Below are 23,756 nucleotides of genomic sequence, written 5' to 3' on the forward strand. Positions count from 1 at the left end.
AGGTTATAGTAACTGCCAAAACCAAAATAAATTCTACACCTAATGTTAATTCTAAGTCAAGGATGTATTACCCTTTCGCAAATCTCTCCAAAGCATAGGTGTTTATTGCTTTTATTATGGATGCATAACAGTTTCTATACCTTTATACTACCCTATTTTACGGCTTTCCCATAGAAATCCCTTCTTTACGGCAAACCTCAATTTAAATTCGAAATCATTTTGTAACTTTAAGAGAAATATACCCTGAACTATGCCTTTTAACATAGCACAATTAGAAGTTCTTGCAGAAAAAACGCAGCTTTTTCTCTTTATCTTTTCACAAGAAGGAAAGATCATTGCGTTCAATAAAAGATGTGAACTTTTGTTCCCTGAAGGTTGTGATGGAATAAAAGGAAAAAACATAACGGATTTTGTAATCGATGATGATGTACAGGTATTTACCGACACGATTTCGAACCTAACCGTACAACAGCCAAAGACCAATGAATCCTTCACTTTTCCCTCTGGCAAAACAGGAGTCTTGTCTTTAAAATTTGATTTTACGCTTTGCGATAACTTGGTGTATGCCGCTGGTATAGACACCACCGAGGAGTATAAAGAGCATAGAGCACTTATTACCATTTCTAAACTCACCAAAACCGGAGCCTGGTATTTTAATCCAAAAAGTAAGGAGATGTACTGGTCTCAGGGGTGCTATTTTGTTAAGGATTTAGATCCCAATACACCAATGACTCGAGATTTAGGAGCTAGTTTTTATCCCGAAGAATCCAGAGCACGGGTAGAAAACTATTTAGACACCCTTCTAAGAACAAAAAGACCCTATGAATATACCGAAAAGATCATCACTGCCAAAGGAGTCGAAAAATGGGTAAAAGTAGTGGCTCACCCAGTGATCTATAAAAACGAAGTGGTCTTCGTAAATGGAACTATTGCCGATATTACCGAACGCTATAACTACATCGAAAAACTAAAATATAACGAAGAGACTAAGCACCTGGCACTAAAAGGAATCCAATCTGGTCTTTTTGATCATATCATTCCAGAAAACGAAGTCTACTATAGTGCCGAATTTAAACAAATGTTGGGGCTTCCCTGCAATCAAAACCAGGTGTCTGAAGAGGCTTTTAGACAGATGATCCATCCCGAAGATGTCGAAAGTGCTATGCAACGACATTCTGAAAATCTAAACAAACCGGACAACTACTATTTTAATCATTACCGCCTAAAAGATAACTCTGGGGAGTATCGATATTATGAAGTCCATGGTTTCAGAAGAAAAAATGATACCGGCGAAACGATACGTATGATCGGAAACCTGATCGATGTGCACCAAAGAAAAGTACATGAAAAAACCATAGAAGAGAATAAAAAACGACTTCAGGCTATGGTAAACAACGGAATGGACTATGTAGTACTTTTGAATACCAAAGGAGAAATCCTAATGGCGGATGAGGATTCTGTAAAAATTATAAAACGGGATTTTAATGTAAATCCAAAAGAATCTACCTGTCAATTTATAGATGTCATCCCTATAAGTTTCAAAACCACTTTTGCTCATTTTTTTAATGAAGCTATTAAAGGAAAAATAGTAAAAGAGGAAATAGAACGGGTTACTCCAAAAGGAGTAAATCAATGGTTGGAAATTAAATACATACCCATTTTTGATGATCAACTAAAAACGGATTCGGTATTGATCACTTTTCATGATATTACCGAAGAAAAACTGGCTCGTATCGCTATTAGAGACGCGCATATCAAAGAACAGGAATTAAGTGATCTGAAATCGAATATCTTGTCTAATTTCAGTCATGAAATACGTACCCCGCTCAATGGAATTATCACCATTAGCAAACTTTTACTAGATGATCATAGTAAAGAAGAAAAAGACCAACTCAAAGATTATCTTCAGGAAAGTCAAGACCGATTATTAGATACTTTGGATACTTTGGCTGGTTTTAGTGAGCTAGAAACCATACAGAAGAATCTACAGTACACCAAACAAGACATCAACTATGTGGTAGAAACCTCACATCGGGATCATAAACATCTCGCAAAAGCCAAAGGCCTTGATTATTTTCTGGATTTGGACGAGTCAAGTCCAGAGGCCTTAATTGACGAAGGACTATTTAAAACTGCCATAGATCATATTATTAATAATGCCATTAAGTATACGAACACCGGAAGTGTAAGAGTAAAGATTAGCACCCAAGAGTCGAAAAAAAATATTTATATTTATATCATTGATACCGGAATCGGAATCGGCAAAAAATTCCTGAATAAAATATTTGATCCCTTTATTCAAGAAAGTATTGGTTTGAGCCGAAAATATGAAGGAACCGGTATTGGCCTTAGTTTATCAAAGCGATATATTGAAATCTTAGGAGGAGAAATAAATGTAAAAAGCAAGCTAAACAAGGGTACCGAGTTTACGATTATAATTCCGAAATGCCTATGAATATTCTCTACGTAGAAGACAACAAAATAAATGCAATGGTGATGGATAAGATGTTGTCTAAACATAATTCTAATGTTATTATTGCAGAAAATGGTAGCGAAGCACTAAAACTAGTACGAGAGAAAAACCTTGATCTTATTTTGGTAGATATTAACTTAGGTCTAAACCAAATGGATGGTTGCGAGTTACTACAACGATTTAAAAGATTAGAAATCCTTCAAAACATCCCTGTATTTGCAGTCACTGCTTATGCCATGCCTGGAGATGAGCAGCGATTTCTTGGTTTAGGATTTGACAACTATTTCTCTAAGCCAGTAAATTTTGAAAAATTAATATCTGCTATTTCTACCCTAGCAATAAATTAATTACCTAACAACACTATCGTACTTGCCCGAATCGTATACCGAGTTCTTTCTCTATAGACCGAATCATTTTTACCTCAGCTCTTGTCACCAAGGCTAGTGAAAGTCCTGTGTTACCTGCTCTGGCCGTTCTACCACTTCTATGTGTATAGTATTCTATCTGATCTGGAAGTTGATAATGAACAACAAAAGCCAAATTTGCTACATCGATTCCTCGTGCTGCCACATCTGTAGATACCAAAAGCTGTAATTTTTTACTCCTAAAAGCTCGCATCACCTTATCTCGGTCTTTTTGAGTCATCTCCCCTTCTAGCAATCCCACTTCATAATTCTTGGCTTTTAATTGTTTTGATAATGTTCTTGCTGCGACCTTAGTTTTTGTAAAAATAATACCTCTGTTGTCCTTTTGCGTCTTTAAGAAATACGTGAGTGTATCCAACTTCCCTGCATCTTCCCCAATAACGAACTGATGATCTATTCCTTTGTTTGCAGCATCTTTTCGGTCAACCGCTATTCGAATTGCGTTTTTGGCAACGTAGGTATTAATAATCTCGTTAAGACTATGTGGCATAGTGGCAGAAAACAACCAGATATTGCGATACCCTTTAGTTTTATTTAAAATAGTCGTTAGATCTTTTTTGAATCCCATGCTCAGCATCTCATCAGCCTCATCCATAACCACAGTATGAACACGAGAGATATCTACCACTTTCTTATCCATCAAATCTATAAGTCTTCCTGGGGTCGCTACAATAATATGGGTTGGTCTCTTTAATCTGCTGATTTGGCGTTCTATCTTTTCGCCTCCATACACAGATTCTGTGAATATTTTATGGGTGTACTTGGTGAACTTAAAAAGTTGTTTGGCGATTTGTTGTCCTAATTCACGGGTAGGTGCTAGAATTAATGCCTGAACCTGTTTTTTGTTAGGATCTATTTTGGAGAGTAACGGAATACCAAAAGCCGCAGTTTTTCCAGTTCCTGTTTGTGCTTTACCTATAAAATCAGTTTGCTGTTCTAGCAAGATAGGTATGGCTTGTTCCTGGATTTTTGTGGGTACCACAATACCCATTTCTTTTAATCCTTTATTGAAGTCTTTAGGTACTCCTAAATCTGAAAACGTCATAGTTCACGAGTTTAAAGTGCAAAAGTAACTGAATAATCATAATTATTCGCATACAATTCAAACTCATAAAAATGGTTTAGCAAGAAATTTTCACAAAGTATCTGAAAAGTTGTCTTCTGCTTTTGATATTTAATCCTCTTTTATGAAAGTGTGTATGATCCATACAAAAACCTCCAAGGCAATTTAGATCCTCTTCTTTTTCAGAAGACATAATATCTAATAAGGATACATCCTTACAATGATCATGTTCAGTTTCAGCTTCTAACTCGAGGTTAGTTAATAAAACAATGACATTATCTGCATCCAAATGGGTGTTTATGGAAACCTGTTCATGGGTATGTTGATGTGCTGTTTGATAAGTAGGTATTGACGATTGGGAAAATCCAAGGTTGGATAAAAAAATAAAAACCAATAAGAAAGAATAGTGTAGAAGTTTAGTCATATAGCTCATTATTAGGGGATTGAGTTTTGTTTTTCACAATTCAAAAGTAAATTCGTACAATTTAAATCGATAAATTCTTACAAAATTACTTTTAAATTCATCGGCAAAGTACATATATTATCGTTTAAATGCAAGTTTAAACTGATTTTTAACACTTTAACCTCGAAATTAGTAAGACAAACTGCTTACCCCTATATAAAAACTATATATCCTACTCAAATAATCTAGGCTCATTAGACAAATGAGCAGGCAAATGCAACTGTAAATTCAGCTTTTCGTTTAGTTTTTGGATAAAATATCCGGACAACAATGGAGATTCTTTCTCTATATTCTGGTGCACAAAAAAATGAATATGATTGATTCCGTAACCGTTCCAGGCAACTAATCTCTCGATCCAATCATCCAACCTGGAATAATCAGTATCGTGATTTGCGCCTACATAACGCACAAAGGCTTCGTCGTTGGTAAGTCGCATATGTAATAAATCTCTTCGCCCTGCGCTATCCGTTATAATATTAGCAATCGAATGTCTTTCTAAAAGATCATACAACTCATTGGCTACGGTTTCATCATTAAACCAATCTGTATGTCTAAACTCTACCGCTAATCGAACTTCTTTAGGCCATTTCTGAATAAAATTGACAACTCGATCAAAGTTTTTGGGAGCAAAGTTCCCATGCATTTGTAAAAAAATGGTTCCTAGCTTTTCCTTGAGATGTATCGCATTGGCCAGATACTCATCTACATATGGATATACATCCTCATTTAATCTTTTGAGGTGAGAAATATTTTGTACTAATTTTGGAAAAAACTTAAATCCATCTGGGGTTTTGTCATACCACTTCTTGAACTGATCTTCTGGAAATATTCTATAAAACGTGGCATTGAGCTCTATACTATTAAATTGCCTCGAGTAATACTCAAGCTCATCTTTGGTCCCTCTGGGATAAAACCCTTTGAGATCTTGTCGGTTCCATTTGGCACACCCTACGTGTACGGATAGGTTATTTGTACTCGTTTCTTTCAAAACTCTTGGGGTTTCAGAATGATCATTGGGTAAAGTAAAATCAATGATCTCAGGACGTTCTACACTGCCAAATTTCATAAGAATATCAAAAATTAGTTGCTATTAACAAAAATAGGGTTTAATTAGTTATGCTATCTCTTTTAAGAAGACAAACTATATCAGCTCTTTTTTAAGCACCTTCTACTTCTGCGTAACCTCATTATTATGAATAACTTATAGTTCTCCTAACTTTTCGGAAACATTAAAGTTATAAGTTACCAATGCACACAAAACATCCTGTACAACCAAAATAAACATTGTTTATAAGTAGTTTAAAACTCTAAATACAGACTTGAATTTTGCATAGAACATTTGAGTAACTTTAGTAAACCTTCTTTAATTATGGAAAACAGGGAATCTAATTTATTGGCAATGCGTCCGCAATTGCTGAATGCAAGAGTATCAGATAATATGTCTAATGACGAGAGGTTTCAGAACAAAACCATTAGGCCTATTATAAAATTACAAGGAGATTTATTAATCGTAGTATTTAAAAACTACATCAAAAAAAGGAAAAACACCTTCTACGAGCTAAAGCTCGAAAAAAGAATGGAATTTATTGAAAATGCCATTCAAAAGGACATGAAATTCAGAAATAGTTTAAAAGGAATGATCATAGGCCAATTTACGGTTGAAGAATATCAGATTTATATCCAAAATTCTTCAGCACTCAACAAACGTATGATGAATATTGTAAAAGAACGCCTGCAAGACAATGTGCAATTGCTTGAGCATTCTTTGGCCTCTTAGACTTATACTGTAGTCTTCTTTAAATAAGACAGCACATTGTTCTCTATGCGTTGTCTTATTTGAGACACGTCTGCTTTTTCAAAAGAAGTAGCGGTAATGTTCTCGAACAACTCTATGTATCGATCTGAAACAGATTGTATATAAGCTTCTGTCATTTCCGGAACTTGCTGTCCTTCTTTACCTTGAAATCCATTGCTAATTAACCATTGACGCACAAATTCTTTGGATAGCTGTTTCTGAGGTTCTCCTTTTTGTTGCAATTCTTCATACCCATCTGCATAGAAGTATCGTGAAGAATCCGGTGTATGGATCTCATCAATTAATACTATCTTTCCCTCTTTGGTTTTCCCAAATTCATATTTGGTATCTACCAAAATCAAACCACGTTGTGCTGCAATCTCTGTTCCTCTCTGAAAGAGTTTACGAGTGTAGTCTTCCAAAATCAAATAATCCTCTTCGGATACAATACCCTGAGTCAAAATTTCTTCTCTAGAAATATCTTCATCATGCTCTCCGTTCTCCGCTTTTGTAGAAGGAGTGATAATAGGCTCCGGAAATTTATCATTTTCTTGCATTCCTTCTGGCATAGCAACCCCACAAAGCATTCTTTTGCCGGCTTTGTACTCTCTTGCCGCATGACCAGACAAGTATCCTCTGATCACCATTTCTACTTTGAAAGGTTCACAAAGATGACCTACGGCAACATTGGGATCTGGGGTAGCAATCAACCAGTTTGGCACCAAATCTTCGGTAGCCTTCATCATTTGTGTTGCAATCTGATTCAGAATCTGCCCTTTAAAAGGAATTCCTTTAGGCATCACCACATCAAAAGCCGATAAACGATCAGTGGCAATCATTACCAAAAGCTCATCTCCTATATTATATACTTCTCTTACTTTTCCTTTATAAACTGATTTCTGATTAGGAAAGTTATAATTTGTACTTACAATTGTATTCATTGATCATTGATTAATGTTGAGTCTTTTCACTTTTATCAAAGTTAAAGACTACATTATCCATTTCTATTTTCTATTTCTTTATAGGCAGCAATTACCTTTTTCACCAGTTTATGACGAATCACATCTTTGTCATCGAGGTGAATAATCCCGATACCTTCGATATTTTTCAAAACCAATAGTGCTTCCTTTAGTCCAGAAGTAACTCTACGTGGTAAATCGATTTGACCTGGATCTCCGGTAACGATAAACTTTGCATTTTTACCCATACGCGTCAAAAACATCTTCATCTGCGCATGTGTTGTATTTTGTGCTTCATCCAAAATTACAAATGCATTATCCAAGGTTCTTCCTCTCATAAATGCCATCGGCGCAATTTGAATAACTCCTTTTTCGATCAAACTGTTTAATTTTTCACTAGGAACCATATCCCTTAAGGCATCATACAAAGGTTGCATGTAAGGATCAAGCTTTTCCTTTAAATCTCCTGGCAGGAAACCTAAGTTTTCTCCGGCCTCTACTGCTGGTCTGGTAAGGATAATACGCTTTACCTGCTTTTCTTTAAGTGCTTTTACCGCCAAAGCAACTCCCGTATAGGTTTTTCCGGTACCTGCTGGTCCAATGGCAAAAACCATATCATTTTTATAAGAACATTCTACTAATTTACGCTGGTTTGCGGTTTGAGCTTTTATCAGTTTACCTCCTACTCCGTGCACCAAGGTTTCTCCACTATTTTTAGACGTTTCATAATCTGCCTTACTCTCGCTGGTAAGCACGCGCTCGATTATATTTTCGTCTAATTTATTGTATTTACCAAAGTGTTCCAGTAACATGTTCAAACGAGTATCAAACTCTTCTAACATGTCCTCGTCACCATACACCTTCATTTTGCTACCTCGTGCTACAATTTTCAGTTTTGGAAAATATTTTTTTAACAATTGAATATTGCTATTCTGAAGTCCGAAAAATTCTCTCGGGTTAATTTCTGTAAGTTCAATAATAAGTTCGTTCAAAAGCTATACGAATTTTAGTATGAATTGTTTTTAGGATTAACTAAGTTTGTTATTTCGAATTCAATCGGAAAAACAAGTTGGTTTTATTGGGAAAAATGAAATGATCAATGGTAATTTACACACGAAGAGTATATGATAATACGCTCTTCTAAAACCCTAATTTCTTTCATTTTATCTTTCTGATAAAACCTTTTTAAAGTTCGAAACAAATTTACATATTTTTAAGCGCTTACGATTAAAAGATATTAACAATTATTGTTCATGCCAATTATTACTTTAACTACAGATTTTGGAATCAAAGATCATTTTGTGTCTGCGGTTAAAGGGGCTATCTATTCAGAATTACCGGAGGCCAATGTTGTTGATATATCTCACGAAATTTCTCCTTTTCATATTACTGAAGCTGCTTACATCATTCAAAATGCTTACAAAAGCTTCCCAAAAGGTAGTATTCATATCGTAGGTATAGATAGTGAGATGCATGCAGAGAACAAACACATTGCGGTTAAATTGGATGATCATTATTTTATTTGTGCCAATAATGGATTGATTTGTTTGATCACCTCGCAATTTAATCCTGAAAAAATTGTTGAAATCAATATTCATGATGCTATTGTTTCTAACTTTCCGGTTTTGGATGTTTTTGTAACTGTCGCTTGCCATATTGCAAGAGGTGGTACACTAGAGGTCATAGGGAAACCTATTTCAGAAATTAAAACCATCAAAGGGATTACTCCAATTGTAAATGTGGGAGACAAGCAGATTGTTGGAAGCATCATCTATATAGATAACTACGGCAACCTGATCACCAATGTAACTCGCAAACTATTTGAGGATGTAGGTAAAGGAAGAAAATTCAAAATAACTGCGCGAACCGCAGTTTTTCAAAAGGTATATAACCGTTACAGCGACGCCATAAATTTTGAGATTGAAAAAAGTAAACGGGAAGAAGACGGTAAAAAACTGGCGATTTTTAATTCGTCAGGATATTTGGAGCTTGCCATCTACAAGAGTAACCCCAAGACTGTAGGAGGAGCTTCAAGCCTTTTTGGTTTGTATTACAGAGATACGGTAAGTATCACTTTTGAATAGTTTTTTTTAATGTTTATTAAAGAAAAACAGAATATAAAACTTTGTAGCTTTGCCCTTTGGGTTGAAATTTAAAACAATGATAATACGGATTGTAAAATTGGGCTTTGTTCCCGATCAAATTGATGCTTTTCTAGAAAACTTTGAAAAGAATAAAGATAAAATCAGACATTTTGAAGGGTGCAGCCATCTTCAACTATTAAGAGATATACACCATACGCATCAATTTTTCACTTATAGCCATTGGGAATCTGAAGAACATCTCAATAACTATAGAAACTCTGCGTTATTCAAAGAAGTTTGGGCAAATACAAAAAACAAATTTAATCAAAGACCAGAAGCCTGGAGTGTTGATGCCGTTTAATTTTTATGTTCACCCTTTCAATTTATAAACCTAAGCACATATGCTACCATTAGTACGAAAAGAAATAAGTACCTTTTTTTCTTCGGCCGCCGGATATTTGGTGGTTGGTATTTTTTTAATCTTAAATGGACTTTTTCTTTGGGTTTTTAAAGGACAATACAATATTCTGGATAGTGGTTTTGCAGATCTGTCTCCTTTTTTCCAAATTGCTCCTTGGATATTGCTTTTTTTGATTCCTGCAGTAACTATGCGTAGCATTGCCGAAGAAAAAAGGCAAGGCACACTCGAATTATTAATGACCAAGCCGCTAACTATATGGAAACTGGCAGTTGGTAAATATCTAGGTTGTTTTTTACTGATTCTTATCGCCTTTATTCCTAGTATCCTCTATGTGATAAGTATTTACCAACTAGGCAACCCCACTGGGAATCTGGATATAGGAAGTACATTAGGATCCTACATTGCATTACTCCTTCTAGGGGCAACATATACTGCTATAGGGATATTCTCTTCCTCGATCACCAAAAATCAAATTATCGCATTCTTGATTGCGTTGTTTTTATGCTTTGTGTGTTATTTTGGGTTTAGTGAATTAGCGCAGTACGCTTTTTTAAATTCAGATTCATTCAGTGCAGAGGAGTTAGGATTAGCTTTTCATTATGATAGGATTAGCAAAGGAGTATTGGACACCAGAGATGTCTTCTATTTCTTAGGCATTATTGTCTTATTTCTAATTTTGACCATTATTACGCTTAACAAAGGTGATTTCAAACAAAAAATCAAACCTATTGCTATTGGACTAGGAGCTATATTGTTTATTAATGTAGTTGGAAACTCCTTCTATAAAAGATTTGATCTTACCCAAGATCAACGCTTCACTTTATCTTCGGCCACAGAAGATTTAATCTATCAAGCAAAAACACCAGTAGTCATAGATGTTTTATTAAAAGGAGATTTTCCTGCAGAATTTAGGCGTTTGCAACAAGAAACTACACAGGTTTTAGAAGAATTCAACGCCTTGAATTCGAACATTCAATATATTTTCACCAATCCTTTTGAAGAAGAAATTTTACGTTCCGAAACGATTGAAGAACTACAGCGTTTTGGACTAACTCCTATGGAGGTTAGTGTAAAAGAAAGCGGGAAGACAGAGATCGAAACCGTTGTGCCCTGGGCGATACTCAGTTATCAGAATAGAAGTGTAAAGGTACCTTTGATCAAAAACACCATTGGAGCCACATCAGAAGAACGTGTTAATAATTCGATACAACAATTAGAATATGCTTTTGCTGATGGGTTATCGAAGTTATTGAATCCCAAAAATCAAAAAATAGCTGTGTTAAAAGGCAATGGCCAGTTACCCGATATACAAATTGCAGACTTTATAAAGACACTTCAGGATTACTATTTTGTTGGCGCTTTTACTTTAGATTCGGTAGCTAGTGATCCAGAAAAAACGCTAAATGACCTGGAAAGGTTTGACATGATCATCAACGCAAAACCGACAGAGGCATTCTCTGAAAAAGAAAAGTATGTCCTAGATCAGTTCATAATGAAAGGAGGTAAATCTCTTTGGTTGCTAGAGTCTGTCACCATGGAAGTGGACAGCCTAATAAACCCCGAAGGTAGTGCGGTGGCAGTAATGCAAGATCTTAGACTGGGAGATGCTTTATTTTCTTATGGTATACGTGTAAATCCGGTTATTGTGAATGATTTGTATTCTGCTCCTCTGGTATTAGCTTCTGGACAAGGAAATGATACACAATTTACTCCTTACCCGTGGTTTTATGCTTCTCTAACAAAAAGCAATAACAATCATCCTATTGTAAAAAATACAGAATCAGTTAAGTTTGATTTTGCCAATCAGATTGACACCCTTAAAAATGAGGTTAAAAAAACGATCTTACTCACTAGTTCTGATAAATCAAAGATAGAAGGAGTTCCTAAAGAAATAAGACTAGATATCATCAGAAAAAAACCAGATATCGCCAGCTATAATCAAGGACCACAAGATTTGGCTGTATTGTTGGAAGGAAAGTTTAAATCCACCTACAAGGATCGTATTAAACCGGTTAATCTGGAGACTCACATCGATTATAGCGCTCCAACAAAAATGATTGTAATCGGCGATGGAGATGTTATTCGCAACAAAACCAGAAGAGGACAACCTATAGAATTGGGGTATGATCCATATATGAATCTAAAATATGGTAATAAAGAGTTCTTGCTCAATTCGATCAACTATTTGCTGGATGATTCTGGTCTGATAGAAGTACGTAGCAAGGAAATTGAAATTCCTTTTCTGGATGTAGAAAAGGTAGTAGCCAACAAAACACTATGGCAAATAATCAACATTATTTGCCCTCTATTGGCTCTTGGCGTATTTGGTTTTCTCTTTTCCTGGATGCGAAAGAAACGCTATCAAAAATCGAGTTAAAATCTATTTTCTATCTTTGGGATAAGCGCAACCCAAAAAATTTAACCTATCGACCCCGATAATCTTCATATCGTATTAAGAACGGAAGACCTTTCTATTGGTTATCAAACCAAAAACGAATTAAAGGTTGTTTCTGCAGATCTCAATCTGAAATTATACGAGGGAGAACTGGTAGGACTCGTAGGCGCAAATGGTATCGGTAAATCTACTTTATTAAGAACATTATCCAAGGTACAATCTCCTTTGCACGGAAAGGTGATCCTCTCCGAAAAAGAACTCAGTTCTTATAAATCGATTGAGTTAGCTGCTCAACTTAGTATTGTACTTACTGAACAAATTGCTTCCAAAAACCTCACGGTCCAAGAACTTGTTGCTCTTGGCAGACAGCCCTATACTAATTGGGTAGGTAAAATGACCGAAGAGGATATAGAAAAAGTAAAAAAAGCAATCGACGTTACCCATATTAACGATCTGGTATCCAAACGTTGTTATGAGCTGAGTGATGGTCAGCTTCAAAAAGCATTAATAGCAAGAGCAATAGCTCAAGACACCCCATTTATTATGCTTGATGAACCCACAACGCATCTGGACATTTACCACAAAGCATATATCTTAAAATTGCTGAAAAGACTGGCCTTTGAAACCAAAAAAACCATATTATTTTCTACTCACGAAATTGATTTTGCCATTCAATTATGTGATAAAATGATCGTGATGAACAAAGATGGCTATGAATTTGGCAGACCGAAGGAATTGGTGCAAGCAAGAGCCTTTTCTGGATTATTCCCCGAGGACCTAATACTTTTCGACTCAAAATCTGGAAGGTATAAGGTCAGAAACTAAACTTAAAAAGCTATGAAAACATTTTACTACAAACTCTTCGCACTTCTATTTATTGTTACCTTAACATTTTCCTCTTGTTCTAGTGATGATTCTACAGAACCTGATGGAATCGAAAACCCTGATGAGAACGGCCTAACGGATTACCAAAAGGATGTGGTTACCTACTTCAAAGAAGTTGCATTAGGATTTGAGTTTGGCAACGCCAGTAGAATTACCCGAAAATGGAACACGGATATGAAGGTTTTTGTAGGCGGTGCCCCAAGTACAGCTTTGAGAGATGAACTAGATCGAATCATAGCGGAAATAAATGCACTTACCACTGATGGATTTATGATAGAAATCGTTCAGGATCAAAATGAGTCCAATTATTTTATATTCTTTGGATCTGGAAACGATTATGCTTCGATTTACCCAGATCAATCTTCATTTGTTGTCAATAACTGGGGACTTTTTAGTCTATTCTGGAACGCAAATAACGAACTTAATGGCGGGCATATGTATGTAGATATTGTAAGAGCAGACGAGGCTGCACAAAAACATTTATTGCGAGAAGAACTTACACAATCTTTGGGGTTAGCCAGAGATTCCAGTAGGTATCAGGATAGTATCTTTCAAGCGGCATGGACCACAACTAATGAATATGCCACTATCGACACAGACCTCATCCGATTACTATATCATCCGGAAATGGAAATTGGATTAGACGATACTACAGTAGAAACCTTATTGATTACTATACTAACCGCTCCGTAAACTCTTATTTGTTGTTTGCAATTTCCTTATAGCAAAAGCGACGTTTCTTAGTTCTAATCTTTATCTTTGAATACAATAAATTCAAAGATTAGATGACAGAATACACACCGATCATTATTGCTGTTGGGGCAATGGTTGCAGCCATTATTGTTGGGTTCTTTATAGGTAAATATGTGGCTTCATTGAAGTACAAAACAGATAGTAGTACGGTGCAAGAGCGTGCCAATCAACTACAATACCAATATGATGAACTTAAAAAGGCGTCCGAAAAACAATTAGCAGAGCTAACACAAGATCGGGAAGGTATCCGAAGAGAAAAAGATTTCTTGAATACTGAATTGACTCGTAGAAATACAGAGTTTGAAGCCTTACAATTAAAAAATAAAGAACAAAAGGATGAAGTTGAAAAGCTACAGGAGAAATTCACCAAAGAATTCGAAAATTTAGCTAACAAAATTCTCGACGAAAAGTCCAATAAATTTACAGAACAGAATAAGGAAAACATCAAAAATATTCTGAATCCACTTCAGGAGAAGATCAATACCTTTGAAAAGAAAGTTGAACAGACTCATAAGGAAAGTATCGACTATCATGCTGCACTGCGACAGCAAATTCTAGGCCTTAAGGATCTTAATGAACAAATGAGTAAAGAAGCTACCAATTTGACCAAAGCACTGAAAGGAGATAGTAAAATGCAAGGAAATTGGGGAGAATTGGTGCTAGAAAGAGTCCTTGAAAAATCCGGTCTGGAAAAAGACAGAGAGTACTTTGTGCAACAAAGTTTTACCAATGAGGAAGGGCAACGCGTAATGCCCGATGTAGTAATCTATCTCCCTGATAATAAGAAAATGATTATTGACTCCAAGGTAGCTTTAACTGCTTATGAGCGTTTTACCAATGAAGAAGACGACACCCAAAAAGCTATCCATTTAAAAGAGCATATTGGTTCCTTAAAAAGACACGTGGATCAACTTTCAGAAAAAAATTATCAGGATCTCTATGATATCGATTCTCCAGATTTTATTTTGATGTTTGTTCCTATCGAACCTGCATTTGCAATAGCCATAAACGAGGATAACAAACTCTATAATCAGGCTTTTGAAAAGAATATTGTAATCGTAACGCCTTCTACCCTTCTGGCAACATTGCGCACCATAGATACTATGTGGAATAATGAAAAACAACAACGTAATGCCATTGAGATCGCCAGACAAGCTGGGGCCTTGTATGATAAGTTTGAAGGTTTAGTAAAGGATCTAACTGGTGTAGGCAAAAAAATTGATGATGCCAAAAAGGACTATTCTTCTGCAATGAATAAATTGGTAGAGGGACGGGGGAATCTTATTACCAGTGTCGAAAAACTAAAGAAAATGGGAGCCAAAGCCAAAAAAGCGTTACCAGAAGCTATTATCAAAAGAGCAACAGAAGATTCAGATCTATAAAACTTTTAGTATGGGACCTAGTTTATCAGAAATTATCTATTACATTTTTTTAGGATTAGTTACCTCCTTGGGGCAATTATTTCTAGTAGTAATTTGCATGTATTATCTTTTTAAAAGAGGTCCAAAAGCGGATAGTCTTTTATTAGTAATTGGTAGTGGATTATCTATTTTAGGAACTATTACCAGTCGAGTTGGGATCGGTTATGCTACTACCTGGGGATCCGACAAATATTTAATGTTCTCTTATTTTTTACAAGGGTTCTTCTTTTTAAGCTCACTCCTATTTGCCGTTGGTTTTCTGCTTTTAGTTCGACGAATCACCAAAAAACAACTCTAATTTTATGATTCCAATCCATCTCACACCAATTTCTCGTATTTTCAATAGCGTATTGCTTTTCTTTTTTATGTTCTCTGCCTGGGGACAACAACTGTATTTTCCTGAAAGAGGAGAATGGGAAGAAAAAACACCTGCATCATTTAGCATCAATACTCAAAAACTACAAGAGGCAATAGATTTTGCCAAGACTAACGAATACTCTGGTGCTAAAGATTTAAGACAAGCGATATTAAAAGGGTTTGAAAGAGAACCTTATCATAAAATTCTTGGTCCTACCAAAAAGAGAGGAACACCAGCCGGTGTAATTCTAAAAGATGGATATATCGTAGCACAATGGGGTGATACTGAGCGAGTAGACATGACTTTTAGTGTCACCAAAAGTTACTTGTCTACCATGGCAGGGCTCGCTGTAGACGCCAAACTGATCTCTTCTGTAGACGATTTTACATACTCTTATCTATGGGATCAAACTTTTGATGGAGTTCACAACAAAACGATTACCTGGCGTCATTTATTAACACAATCCTCAGATTGGTCAGGTCAATTATGGGGAGGGTATGACTGGGCTGACAGACCTCCAAGAGAAGGAGGAATAGACGACTGGAAATCTCGCAAGCTCAACACCCCGGGAACTGTTTTTGAATATAACGATGTACGCGTAAATGTACTGGCATATTCCTTACTTAACGTTTGGCGTAAACCTTTACCTCAAGTACTAAAGGAAAAAATTATGGACCCCATTGGCGCATCAACTACCTGGAGGTGGTTTGGCTACGACAACTCTTGGGTCACTATAGACGGTTTGAAGATGCAATCGGTCAGTGGTGGTGGGCATTCTGGTGGCGGACTTTTTATCAACACCTTGGATCATGCTAGATTCGGACTCTTGTTTTTGAACAATGGGAAATGGAAGAGTCAACAATTACTATCGCCATCCTGGATAAAAGAGGCTATACAACCTTCGGAAGCTAATTCGAACTATGGATTTATGTGGTGGCTCAATCAAAAAGGAGCTCGCCATTGGGAAGGGCTTCCAGAACATCTGTATTATGCCGCCGGTTTTGGAGGAAATTTTATTGTTATCGATCAAAAAGAACAATTGGTGGTTGTAACCCGATGGTTAGAACCTAGTCAAATTGATGAATTTATGACCAAAGTGTATCAGGCGCTATGAAATGAGTATAAACAAAATTAATTTTTTGCTTACTCACTTAAATAGTTAATTTTTTTATGCGAAAACGAAGTGGTTGATCTAAGCAGAAATTTTTTATTTGTTTTATCACCAGAAAATAAAAATTTTCCAATAGATGAAAAAAATACTAGTCATAATTATTGCTGTTATTTTGCTGCTGTTTGCGGGTTGGTATGCTACCGTATATTATACCACTTATAGTAAAGGAACACGCAGTGGCGAGCTTATTAAATTTAGCAACAAGGGTGTTGTTTTTAAAACCTGGGAAGGCGAAATCAGTCAGGGAATATCAGGAGCGCAAATTTTTAGTTTCTCTGTAGAAGATAGTGACAAGGAAGTGATCAAAAAACTCCAAAAATTTCAAGGGCGTTATGTAAAACTTACCTACAAAGAACGATTTGCAGCCATATCCTGGTTGGGTGATACCAAATATTTTATTGTAGACGTAGTAGAAGAAATCTCTCCACATTTCAGAAATAAATAACTTGCTATGAAAAAATATAAAACCAATAAAGATTCAAGAGTACTAATTTCTGAACTCATGCTTCCCTCCCATTCTAATTTTAGTGGAAAAATACACGGGGGTTACATTCTTTCGTTAATGGATCAAATTGCCTTTGCTTGTGCGTCCAAACATTCTGAAACCTATTGTGTAACGGCGAGTGTGGATAAAGTAGATTTCCTGAAACCGGTAGAAGTAGGAGAACTAGTAACCTTAAAAGCTTCTGTAAATCATGTTGGTACAACCTCTATGGTGGTTGGAGTGCGGGTTGAAGCTGAAAATATACAAACCGGTAAAATCAAACACTGCAATTCTAGTTATTTTACGATGGTGGCCAAAGACAATGATGGAAAAAGTGTTGCGGTACCTGGTTTGATACTAGAAAACAAAACCGCTGTACGACGTTTTGTAAGAAGTATTATCAGAAAGGAAGATGCCAAAGTAAGACGAGGGCGTTTTAAAGCTTCAGAATTTGAATATGAGTCTCATTTGGAATTACTGAAGGAATATAACGTTAAAATTGAACTATAATTTAGCTGTATATTTCCCGTTATATAGGTAATTCTTGAATCTTTTGTATATTTCAGAGAAAAACCCCACGCTATGAAAACTATATGTTCAAAATTTTTACTTTTCACCTCATTACTCGTACTTGCAAGTTGCGGTGGTAGTGATGATTCTGATCCAGATGCAGGACCAGATCCGGATGTAAATCCTAATCCAAATAAAATAACTACCTATGATGCAGATGTAAAGGCGATCATCGATGAACACTGTTTAGAATGTCATACTATTCCATTGGCTCAAGGTGCTCCTTTCCCAATGAGAAATTATGATGAGACCATTATCGGAGTAAACAGAGATCTAGTATTAAGAATGGTTTCTAATAGTGTTAATAACGTAATGCCTCCTGCAGGAAGGTTACCACAAGAAACTATTGATGTTATCTTAGACTGGGAAGCTGATGGTTTTTTAGAAAGATAGAGCTATTTATTTGTTATTTATAGCATCCTGTCCTTTATAAAATCTGCCAATAGCAACATAATTACCAGTGTACACTTCTACCAGATAGTGTCCTTTCCTAAGGCCAGACACGTCAATATCTCGTTCTAAGTGCAGCTTTTTCTCTAGTCTAACTAGTCCTCCTTTGTCCATAATTTTGATCTGGAGAGGTCCTTTTACATCCAAATTGGTTTTGATTGTAATCAAACCTGATGTAATAGCGGGAGCAACTTCTACAGAAAACACTTCATTGTTTACCTTGATAGGATTTGTGCTTTCAGGAAGGTTGGGGTATACCAAGGTCATACCTGCGAATAACAAAAAATAGAGTAATACTTTTTTCATGTGACTGCTTTTACTACAATTTACTAATAATCAGTGACATAAGTCGTTAACAAACACATAAAACAACAGATCTTTTGAAACTTTGACAAAAGATTATGATTTGTTGAAAAGCATCGTTCGGTTTTAATTTTCGGTTTTAACTTCTACAAATTGAAGGTAATCATTATTCTTTGCCGATATGATATAGTCGGTCTCTTTGTTAGAAATAAGAGCCATATCCTTTACATCTCCAGAAATGAACAATCCGCTCTCTGAAGCTGAAATGGGATCGAAACCACCCATTCCGTCTCCTTTTAGGAACAAACCATAACCCGCATCATTTCTAGGGGTTTCTACTTCAGAGGCATATAGGTTTCCAGCAATTACAGCATCCATATTTCCATCTTTATCAAAATCTTTTACCAAAACCTGATTAATTGAAGACAGCTGCGCTTCTACCGGTAGCTCATGTACTTTAAACTCTGTCCCATCTTTATTTTCAATATAAATACTTGCAAAAGACTTAACCTGATAATGCAAAGAAGAATCCAAGGATTTCTTGGTATACACCTCTACCAATGTAGCTTCAGAGAAACTTTTGTAGTCTTTGAACTTATATTCTATCCCTGGGATTTGCTCAGAGGAGCATTGTCTACCTCTAACTGGAAACTGTTTCCCGTCATTAAAATAGCTCAACACGATATCCGAAGAATTATTTTTATCAAAATCATTCACATAAATATCAAAGGTTTCATCTTCGGTGGCCTGGTATTTATAATTGAGTCCATTATTCCCTAAAATATAGTCCATATCGCCATCATTATCAAAATCTCCCTCTGCTATACTCCACCACCAACCAGTAGTATCATCGCCTAACCCTAATTGTTCCGTCTGTTCTTCGAATCCTGCTTTCGTGTTCTTAAAAACTCTTACTGGCATCCATTCTCCAACAATAATCAGGTCTGACCAATCATCATTATCGATATCTGTAACTACAGCACTGGTGGCCATCCCCAGTCCTGTTAGTTCTTTGGCCATTTTTTGAGTAACATCTTCAAATTTTGGAACTCCATCGCTACTCACATTTCGCAACAAATAGCTATTAGCAGGGCTTGGGTAATGCCATGGCACCTGTCTACCCAGCACCAAAACATCTTCTTGTCCGTCTTTATCAAAATCCAAGTTATACACACGAGATCCACTGGTAAACATTTGAGGTAAGGTACCCTCTTCTGCTTTGGATAAATTCCCTTCACCATCATTGATATAAATCCGATCTTGTAATTGTTCTGCATCTGGAGCAAACTCGTATCCACCACTTACCACATATAAATCCTTATCTCCATCCTGATCTATATCAAAAAATAAGGCTCCAGTGTCTTCGCTTTTCTTATCCGCTTCAAAACTATGTGTTTCTAACTTTATGAAACCTGTTTCTTCTTGCAAATACAAACTTCCTGCAACTCCAGAAGCTCCTCCTACAAAATAGTCTTCTAATCCATCATTATTAAGATCTCCAACCGCTAATGCAGGGCCAAAACGAGACATTCTATGCGGAAGCAGCACTTGTATTTTAAAATCATCATACGAGTTTTCCTCGTGTTTGTGTGCCGGAAATGAGGTTTCTGCTAAAGATGAGAACAATGTTTGTTTTTCACCATCTGAAGAGTCATTTTGAACAGCATCTGCATATGCTAAAGTAAGTATCTGATTTGCAGAAACTCCTTTAAGATCTTGTGATTTACCGTCTGGCCATACCACTTTAACTTCTTCTATTACAGTCTCTGAACCGATTCCAAAATGCATTTCCGGAGCTACCGAAGACTGAAATCCACGAGTAAGTGTCAATTCCTGCATTTGTGTTTGATCAGGTACAGTGATATATACTCTAGCTCCTAATCCAAAAATGTTATTTTGATCTCCTTTGAATCGAACCGTGAGATAATTATGAAGTTGTGCGCTTTTATTTTCAAAAACAGAGGCGTGATCGTCAATATTATTAGTCACAATTTCCAGATCTCCATCATTATCCAGATCTGCATAGACCACTCCGTTTGAAAAACCTTCGTATTCAATACCCCATTCTTTATTGATCATTTCGAAATTGTAATCTCCTGTATTGCGATACATGAAATTATCTATTTTTTCCGAAGGTATTTTTAGACTTTTCTGTAATAAGCTATCACTATCGGCTGATAATCGGTCTATTTTCTTAAAATAGTCGTTGTTATTTATTTCTCGTCTTGTTCCGTTAGAAACGAACAGGTCTTTATAACCGTCGTTATTGAAATCTGCAAATAACGGTCCCCAACTCCAATCTGTAGAAGAGGTTCCTGTGATTCTGGACACATTCGTAAATTGAGGAACACCATCTTTAATAATTCCAGTGTTTTGTTGTAGACAGTTATGCATGTATTGATAATGAAAACCAGAATTTACAGTACTCCAAAACAAACTAGGATTCATACTGGCCATGTTGGCTTTTTTCCTCCTATTGGATTGCGCATCCATATCCACCTGAAAAATATCCAGATTTCCATCATTGTTGAAATCTGCGATATCTGCTCCCATACCAAAAAAAGCGGTTTGCGAAGTAGCTTCTTTTACGACTTCTCTAAATGTACCGTCCTGATTATTAATGTATAAATAATCAGGCGTACTAAAATCGTTAGATACATAAATATCTGGCCAACTATCATTATTTAAATCTCCAATGGTTGCGCTAAGGGTTAACCCAAAACTCCTCACATTAGCTTCCTTGGTTACATCTACAAATTTATCACCATCGTTACGGTACAAATGATCAGATTCATGATCTTTTAACGTTCGCATTTTGAATGCATAATAGAAATTAGGAGCATTAAAACTTGTAGGTGGGTAATTGGCTACATATAGATCCAGATCCCCGTCCTTGTCGTAATCAAAAAAAGTAGCCTGTACGCTATTCCCTATATCAGCAATACCATATTCCTCAGCTTTTTCTGAAAAGGTATTATCCTTGTTATTGATAAATAATTGATTGTATTTTGGTTCAAACTTACCTCCTACTGAACAATAGATATCTAGATAACCATCATTATTGATATCTACCATAGTAACCCCTGTATACCATCTGTCGTCTCCTGAGACTCCGGCAGTTGTCGTAATATCTTCAAAAGTAAGATCTCCTTTATTGAGATATAATGCATTAGCAACCTGATTTCCTGTAAAATACAAATCTTTTAACCCATCGTTATTGATATCTCCAACAGCTACTCCTCCACCCATATACAAGTATGAGTAGGTAAAATAGTTTAAAGAATCGGTCTCCGTAAGGATGTTACTAAATTCAATACCTGTTGTTTTTGGGGTTAACCTTTCGAAAATTTTCTCATCAAAAGATGTTTTTTCTTTTGTACAACTCCCTAAAATTAGCCCTATAATCAGGATTTTCAAATATCTCAATGTCATTTTCTTTTATTTAAAGAAGCAAAAAAACAGTATGCATAACATACTGTTTTTTAGAAAACAATTCAAACTAAAAACAATTTAATATCCATCGTTTTGCATGATAACACCACCACTCACATCAATTACACTTTGTGCAATTGGATATACAATACTTCTTCCGGGAAAAGTTACTCCACTAAGATGTGTACGCTTGGTGCCTTCAACAGCAAGGTAGGTATTAATTGTATTTACGGCTTCGCCGCGTCTTACTAAATCAAAGAATCTATGTCCTTCGAGTGCAGTTTCAATTCTGTACTCGTGTGCTACAGCTCGTATTGCTTGTGCTTGATCAGTAAAGGTTCCATAAGTACTAATTACATAATTAGCAGCTGGTGTTGCGGTTGGATTACCATCTACATCCAATGTTCTTACAAAATCTTCTGGGTTTGCTGCACGCATTCTTACTCTATCCACTAGTGCTGCTCCAAGATCTCCCTCACCATTAGCAGCCATGATCTCTGCTCTCCATAAAAGAATTTCAGCAAAACGAATAATATTTGTATTAATCGCACTTACAGCAGGAGCCCATGCACTTGGTGCATCAATAGAAGGATCGTTAAACTGGCTAGCTCTAAATACCGAAACTTTTTGTAAGTACGGTCCTCCATTGGCAGGATTTCGAATCCAGGATTGTCCTGGCATAATTCCCCAACCATTAAAATCTATTCCTCTTCGACCTACTTTCCAATCTAATCTTGGATCTAACTCACCAGTATATGGTGTAAAAGGATCTTCTGCTGGAACTCCATCATCATTGGTTACATCAACATCGTTAAATGTATCCAATAATGGTAATCCAGAAGCATCAGTCTTATAGGCATTTACCAAATTTTGTGATGGTTGGAAGAAACCACAACAAGCTCCTCCTGTAGTACCTACTGGTGCTCCCTGAGGAAAATTAAGTGCTTGTCCCCAAGTACCATTATCATCATTTGCAGCTCCATCACTAACCGTATGCTGTACTGCAAATATAGATTCACTAGAGTTTTTGGTGGCTGCATTAAAATTATCAGAATATTTCATCGTCAGACTATACGGACCTCCATTGATAACATTATCCAATATTGGACCTGCCGCAGCATAATCTAATTGGTACATATGGGCCTTAGCCAAATAAGCAGTGGCTGTCCAGCTATTTGCAGCACCCACAAATCTTGACGTTTCAGGAAGGTTATCTATAGCATACTGAAAATCAGCTTCGATCAATGCCCAAGAATCCACATTTTCATTAGATTGTGATTCTGTAACTGTTTCATCGATATAAGGAATTTTACCCCAAAGCTTCTTAGCTTCAAAATGATAATGTGCTCTAAGGAATCTACCTTCTGCTTCAAACTGAGCAGCTTCAGCAGCAGTTAGCTCTCCACGTTCTAAACCAGTTTGAGCACCTCGGATTGCTTCATTACTTCTTGCTACTCCTTCAAAAATAGCATTCCATAAAAACCCATAATAACTGTTTTCCGTAGCTAAAGCTCTATATGCCTCAATATTATCAATAATAGGCTGATCCCCAGGATCACTACCTTTGTAGGCATTATCCGAAGATACCTCTCCATAAATCCAGTGCGAAGGATCTGATCGCCATGGATCAGAAGTTGAAACATTAAGGTCCAACATTCCATAAGCCGCTGTTAATTGTGAACTTACCCAACTACTATCAAACACAATTACATCTTCACTTAACTGACCTTGCAACGGGATTTCTAACTCGTCTTTACAAGCCTGGAATATCGTACCAGCAAGTAACAAAACAGTCATTACTTTGATTGTTCTGATTTTCGAAAGTTTATATATCTTAATCATTGCTATTTT

The 23,756-nt window shown here is 36.3% G+C and carries 22 protein-coding genes; 14 read left to right on the plus strand and 8 right to left on the minus strand.

Annotation, left to right across the window (positions count from 1 at the left end):
* Positions 1–250 precede the first annotated feature (250 nt).
* The gene (locus ACXAGJ_RS15800; protein WP_474841112.1) at positions 251–2,455 is read left to right on the plus strand and encodes a PAS domain S-box protein; all 2,205 of its coding nucleotides are present in this window, start codon (positions 251–253) and stop codon (positions 2,453–2,455) included.
* On the plus strand, positions 2,452–2,820 hold the full coding sequence (locus ACXAGJ_RS15805) for a response regulator (RefSeq protein ID WP_474841113.1): 369 nt from the start codon (positions 2,452–2,454) through the stop codon (positions 2,818–2,820). The genes ACXAGJ_RS15800 and ACXAGJ_RS15805 overlap by 4 nt, the downstream gene beginning before the upstream one ends.
* 13 nt (positions 2,821–2,833) lie before the next feature.
* On the opposite strand, the gene ACXAGJ_RS15810 is transcribed toward ACXAGJ_RS15805, so the two are convergent.
* The 3 genes from ACXAGJ_RS15810 to ACXAGJ_RS15820 form a co-directional block, all read right to left on the minus strand.
* Positions 2,834–3,943, minus strand: coding sequence for a DEAD/DEAH box helicase (locus ACXAGJ_RS15810; protein WP_474841114.1), 1,110 nt, complete (start codon positions 3,941–3,943; stop codon positions 2,834–2,836).
* Positions 3,944–4,019: 76 nt separating this feature from the next.
* Entirely contained in the window at positions 4,020–4,385 is a 366-nt protein-coding gene (locus ACXAGJ_RS15815) for a hypothetical protein (RefSeq protein ID WP_474841115.1), read from the minus strand.
* 211 nt (positions 4,386–4,596) lie between these two features.
* Positions 4,597–5,490 (minus strand): DUF72 domain-containing protein, encoded by an 894-nt coding sequence (locus ACXAGJ_RS15820; RefSeq protein ID WP_474841116.1) that lies wholly within the window; start codon positions 5,488–5,490, stop codon positions 4,597–4,599.
* A gap of 303 nt (positions 5,491–5,793) precedes the next feature.
* On the opposite strand from ACXAGJ_RS15820, the gene ACXAGJ_RS15825 reads away from it, so the two are divergent.
* Positions 5,794–6,201, plus strand: coding sequence for a glyoxalase (locus ACXAGJ_RS15825; protein ID WP_073314497.1), 408 nt, complete (start codon positions 5,794–5,796; stop codon positions 6,199–6,201).
* A 2-nt stretch (positions 6,202–6,203) separates the two neighbouring features.
* Here ACXAGJ_RS15825 and ACXAGJ_RS15830 read toward each other — a convergent pair whose 3' ends face one another.
* Both ACXAGJ_RS15830 and ACXAGJ_RS15835 read right to left on the minus strand, forming a co-directional pair.
* A complete protein-coding gene (locus tag ACXAGJ_RS15830; RefSeq protein ID WP_474841117.1) occupies positions 6,204–7,160 on the minus strand; it encodes a phosphoribosylaminoimidazolesuccinocarboxamide synthase in 957 nt (318 codons plus the stop codon).
* A 53-nt stretch (positions 7,161–7,213) separates the two neighbouring features.
* Positions 7,214–8,170, minus strand: a complete 957-nt coding sequence (locus tag ACXAGJ_RS15835; protein WP_073314501.1) for a PhoH family protein — start codon at positions 8,168–8,170, stop codon at positions 7,214–7,216.
* A 261-nt stretch (positions 8,171–8,431) separates the two neighbouring features.
* Here ACXAGJ_RS15835 and ACXAGJ_RS15840 point away from each other — a divergent pair, with 261 nt between their 5' ends.
* The 11 genes from ACXAGJ_RS15840 to ACXAGJ_RS15890 all read left to right on the plus strand — a co-directional run bounded on the left by ACXAGJ_RS15840 (position 8,432) and on the right by ACXAGJ_RS15890 (position 18,113).
* Positions 8,432–9,262: an SAM hydrolase/SAM-dependent halogenase family protein gene (locus tag ACXAGJ_RS15840; protein ID WP_474841118.1), complete on the plus strand. Its 831-nt coding sequence runs from the start codon at positions 8,432–8,434 to the stop codon at positions 9,260–9,262.
* Positions 9,263–9,338: 76 nt separating this feature from the next.
* Positions 9,339–9,623: a putative quinol monooxygenase gene (locus ACXAGJ_RS15845; protein WP_474841119.1), complete on the plus strand. Its 285-nt coding sequence runs from the start codon at positions 9,339–9,341 to the stop codon at positions 9,621–9,623.
* A 40-nt stretch (positions 9,624–9,663) separates the two neighbouring features.
* Positions 9,664–12,060, plus strand: coding sequence for a gliding motility-associated ABC transporter substrate-binding protein GldG (gldG, locus tag ACXAGJ_RS15850; protein ID WP_474841120.1), 2,397 nt, complete (start codon positions 9,664–9,666; stop codon positions 12,058–12,060).
* A gap of 147 nt (positions 12,061–12,207) precedes the next feature.
* Positions 12,208–12,903, plus strand: a complete 696-nt coding sequence (locus tag ACXAGJ_RS15855) for an ABC transporter ATP-binding protein (protein ID WP_342039420.1) — start codon at positions 12,208–12,210, stop codon at positions 12,901–12,903.
* 12 nt (positions 12,904–12,915) lie between these two features.
* On the plus strand, positions 12,916–13,656 hold the full coding sequence (locus ACXAGJ_RS15860) for a DUF2927 domain-containing protein (protein ID WP_474841121.1): 741 nt from the start codon (positions 12,916–12,918) through the stop codon (positions 13,654–13,656).
* Between the two features lie 92 nt (positions 13,657–13,748).
* Complete coding sequence (locus ACXAGJ_RS15865; protein ID WP_474841122.1) at positions 13,749–15,098, plus strand: DNA recombination protein RmuC; 1,350 nt, start codon at positions 13,749–13,751, stop codon at positions 15,096–15,098.
* A gap of 10 nt (positions 15,099–15,108) precedes the next feature.
* Positions 15,109–15,435, plus strand: a complete 327-nt coding sequence (locus tag ACXAGJ_RS15870) for a hypothetical protein (RefSeq protein ID WP_474841123.1) — start codon at positions 15,109–15,111, stop codon at positions 15,433–15,435.
* 4 nt (positions 15,436–15,439) lie between these two features.
* Positions 15,440–16,609: a serine hydrolase domain-containing protein gene (locus ACXAGJ_RS15875; RefSeq protein WP_474841124.1), complete on the plus strand. Its 1,170-nt coding sequence runs from the start codon at positions 15,440–15,442 to the stop codon at positions 16,607–16,609.
* A gap of 133 nt (positions 16,610–16,742) precedes the next feature.
* Positions 16,743–17,111 carry a 6-phosphogluconate dehydrogenase gene (locus ACXAGJ_RS15880; RefSeq protein WP_474841125.1) on the plus strand — a complete coding sequence of 123 codons (369 nt, stop codon included), beginning with the start codon at positions 16,743–16,745 and terminating at the stop codon, positions 17,109–17,111.
* 6 nt (positions 17,112–17,117) lie between these two features.
* Positions 17,118–17,660 carry a hotdog domain-containing protein gene (locus ACXAGJ_RS15885; RefSeq protein ID WP_473286317.1) on the plus strand — a complete coding sequence of 181 codons (543 nt, stop codon included), beginning with the start codon at positions 17,118–17,120 and terminating at the stop codon, positions 17,658–17,660.
* Between the two features lie 72 nt (positions 17,661–17,732).
* Positions 17,733–18,113 carry a c-type cytochrome gene (locus ACXAGJ_RS15890; protein WP_474841126.1) on the plus strand — a complete coding sequence of 127 codons (381 nt, stop codon included), beginning with the start codon at positions 17,733–17,735 and terminating at the stop codon, positions 18,111–18,113.
* Positions 18,114–18,119: 6 nt separating this feature from the next.
* Here ACXAGJ_RS15890 and ACXAGJ_RS15895 read toward each other — a convergent pair whose 3' ends face one another.
* The 3 genes from ACXAGJ_RS15895 to ACXAGJ_RS15905 form a co-directional block, all read right to left on the minus strand.
* The gene (locus ACXAGJ_RS15895) at positions 18,120–18,476 is read right to left on the minus strand and encodes a T9SS type A sorting domain-containing protein (protein ID WP_073314523.1); all 357 of its coding nucleotides are present in this window, start codon (positions 18,474–18,476) and stop codon (positions 18,120–18,122) included.
* Positions 18,477–18,599: 123 nt separating this feature from the next.
* Positions 18,600–21,905 (minus strand): VCBS repeat-containing protein, encoded by a 3,306-nt coding sequence (locus ACXAGJ_RS15900; RefSeq protein WP_474841127.1) that lies wholly within the window; start codon positions 21,903–21,905, stop codon positions 18,600–18,602.
* 78 nt (positions 21,906–21,983) lie between these two features.
* Entirely contained in the window at positions 21,984–23,747 is a 1,764-nt protein-coding gene (locus tag ACXAGJ_RS15905) for a RagB/SusD family nutrient uptake outer membrane protein (protein ID WP_474841128.1), read from the minus strand.
* Between the last annotated feature and the right edge of the window lie 9 nt (positions 23,748–23,756).

The organism is Aquimarina sp. AWH4_224 (genome assembly GCF_056160245.1).

Bases quoted from the DNA above. Each gene is read 5' to 3' on its own strand.
- ACXAGJ_RS15800 (WP_474841112.1), top strand. From the start codon at position 251: ATGCCTTTTAACATAGCACAATTAGAAGTTCTTGCAGAAAAAACGCAG.
- ACXAGJ_RS15805 (WP_474841113.1), top strand. From the start codon at position 2,452: ATGAATATTCTCTACGTAGAAGACAACAAAATAAATGCAATGGTGATG.
- ACXAGJ_RS15810 (WP_474841114.1), bottom strand. From the start codon at position 3,943: ATGACGTTTTCAGATTTAGGAGTACCTAAAGACTTCAATAAAGGATTA.
- ACXAGJ_RS15815 (WP_474841115.1), bottom strand. From the start codon at position 4,385: ATGACTAAACTTCTACACTATTCTTTCTTATTGGTTTTTATTTTTTTA.
- ACXAGJ_RS15820 (WP_474841116.1), bottom strand. From the start codon at position 5,490: ATGAAATTTGGCAGTGTAGAACGTCCTGAGATCATTGATTTTACTTTA.
- ACXAGJ_RS15825 (WP_073314497.1), top strand. From the start codon at position 5,794: ATGGAAAACAGGGAATCTAATTTATTGGCAATGCGTCCGCAATTGCTG.
- ACXAGJ_RS15830 (WP_474841117.1), bottom strand. From the start codon at position 7,160: ATGAATACAATTGTAAGTACAAATTATAACTTTCCTAATCAGAAATCA.
- ACXAGJ_RS15840 (WP_474841118.1), top strand. From the start codon at position 8,432: ATGCCAATTATTACTTTAACTACAGATTTTGGAATCAAAGATCATTTT.
- ACXAGJ_RS15845 (WP_474841119.1), top strand. From the start codon at position 9,339: ATGATAATACGGATTGTAAAATTGGGCTTTGTTCCCGATCAAATTGAT.
- gldG (WP_474841120.1), top strand. From the start codon at position 9,664: ATGCTACCATTAGTACGAAAAGAAATAAGTACCTTTTTTTCTTCGGCC.
- ACXAGJ_RS15860 (WP_474841121.1), top strand. From the start codon at position 12,916: ATGAAAACATTTTACTACAAACTCTTCGCACTTCTATTTATTGTTACC.
- ACXAGJ_RS15865 (WP_474841122.1), top strand. From the start codon at position 13,749: ATGACAGAATACACACCGATCATTATTGCTGTTGGGGCAATGGTTGCA.
- ACXAGJ_RS15870 (WP_474841123.1), top strand. From the start codon at position 15,109: ATGGGACCTAGTTTATCAGAAATTATCTATTACATTTTTTTAGGATTA.
- ACXAGJ_RS15875 (WP_474841124.1), top strand. From the start codon at position 15,440: ATGATTCCAATCCATCTCACACCAATTTCTCGTATTTTCAATAGCGTA.
- ACXAGJ_RS15880 (WP_474841125.1), top strand. From the start codon at position 16,743: ATGAAAAAAATACTAGTCATAATTATTGCTGTTATTTTGCTGCTGTTT.
- ACXAGJ_RS15885 (WP_473286317.1), top strand. From the start codon at position 17,118: ATGAAAAAATATAAAACCAATAAAGATTCAAGAGTACTAATTTCTGAA.
- ACXAGJ_RS15890 (WP_474841126.1), top strand. From the start codon at position 17,733: ATGAAAACTATATGTTCAAAATTTTTACTTTTCACCTCATTACTCGTA.
- ACXAGJ_RS15895 (WP_073314523.1), bottom strand. From the start codon at position 18,476: ATGAAAAAAGTATTACTCTATTTTTTGTTATTCGCAGGTATGACCTTG.
- ACXAGJ_RS15900 (WP_474841127.1), bottom strand. From the start codon at position 21,905: ATGACATTGAGATATTTGAAAATCCTGATTATAGGGCTAATTTTAGGG.
- ACXAGJ_RS15905 (WP_474841128.1), bottom strand. From the start codon at position 23,747: ATGATTAAGATATATAAACTTTCGAAAATCAGAACAATCAAAGTAATG.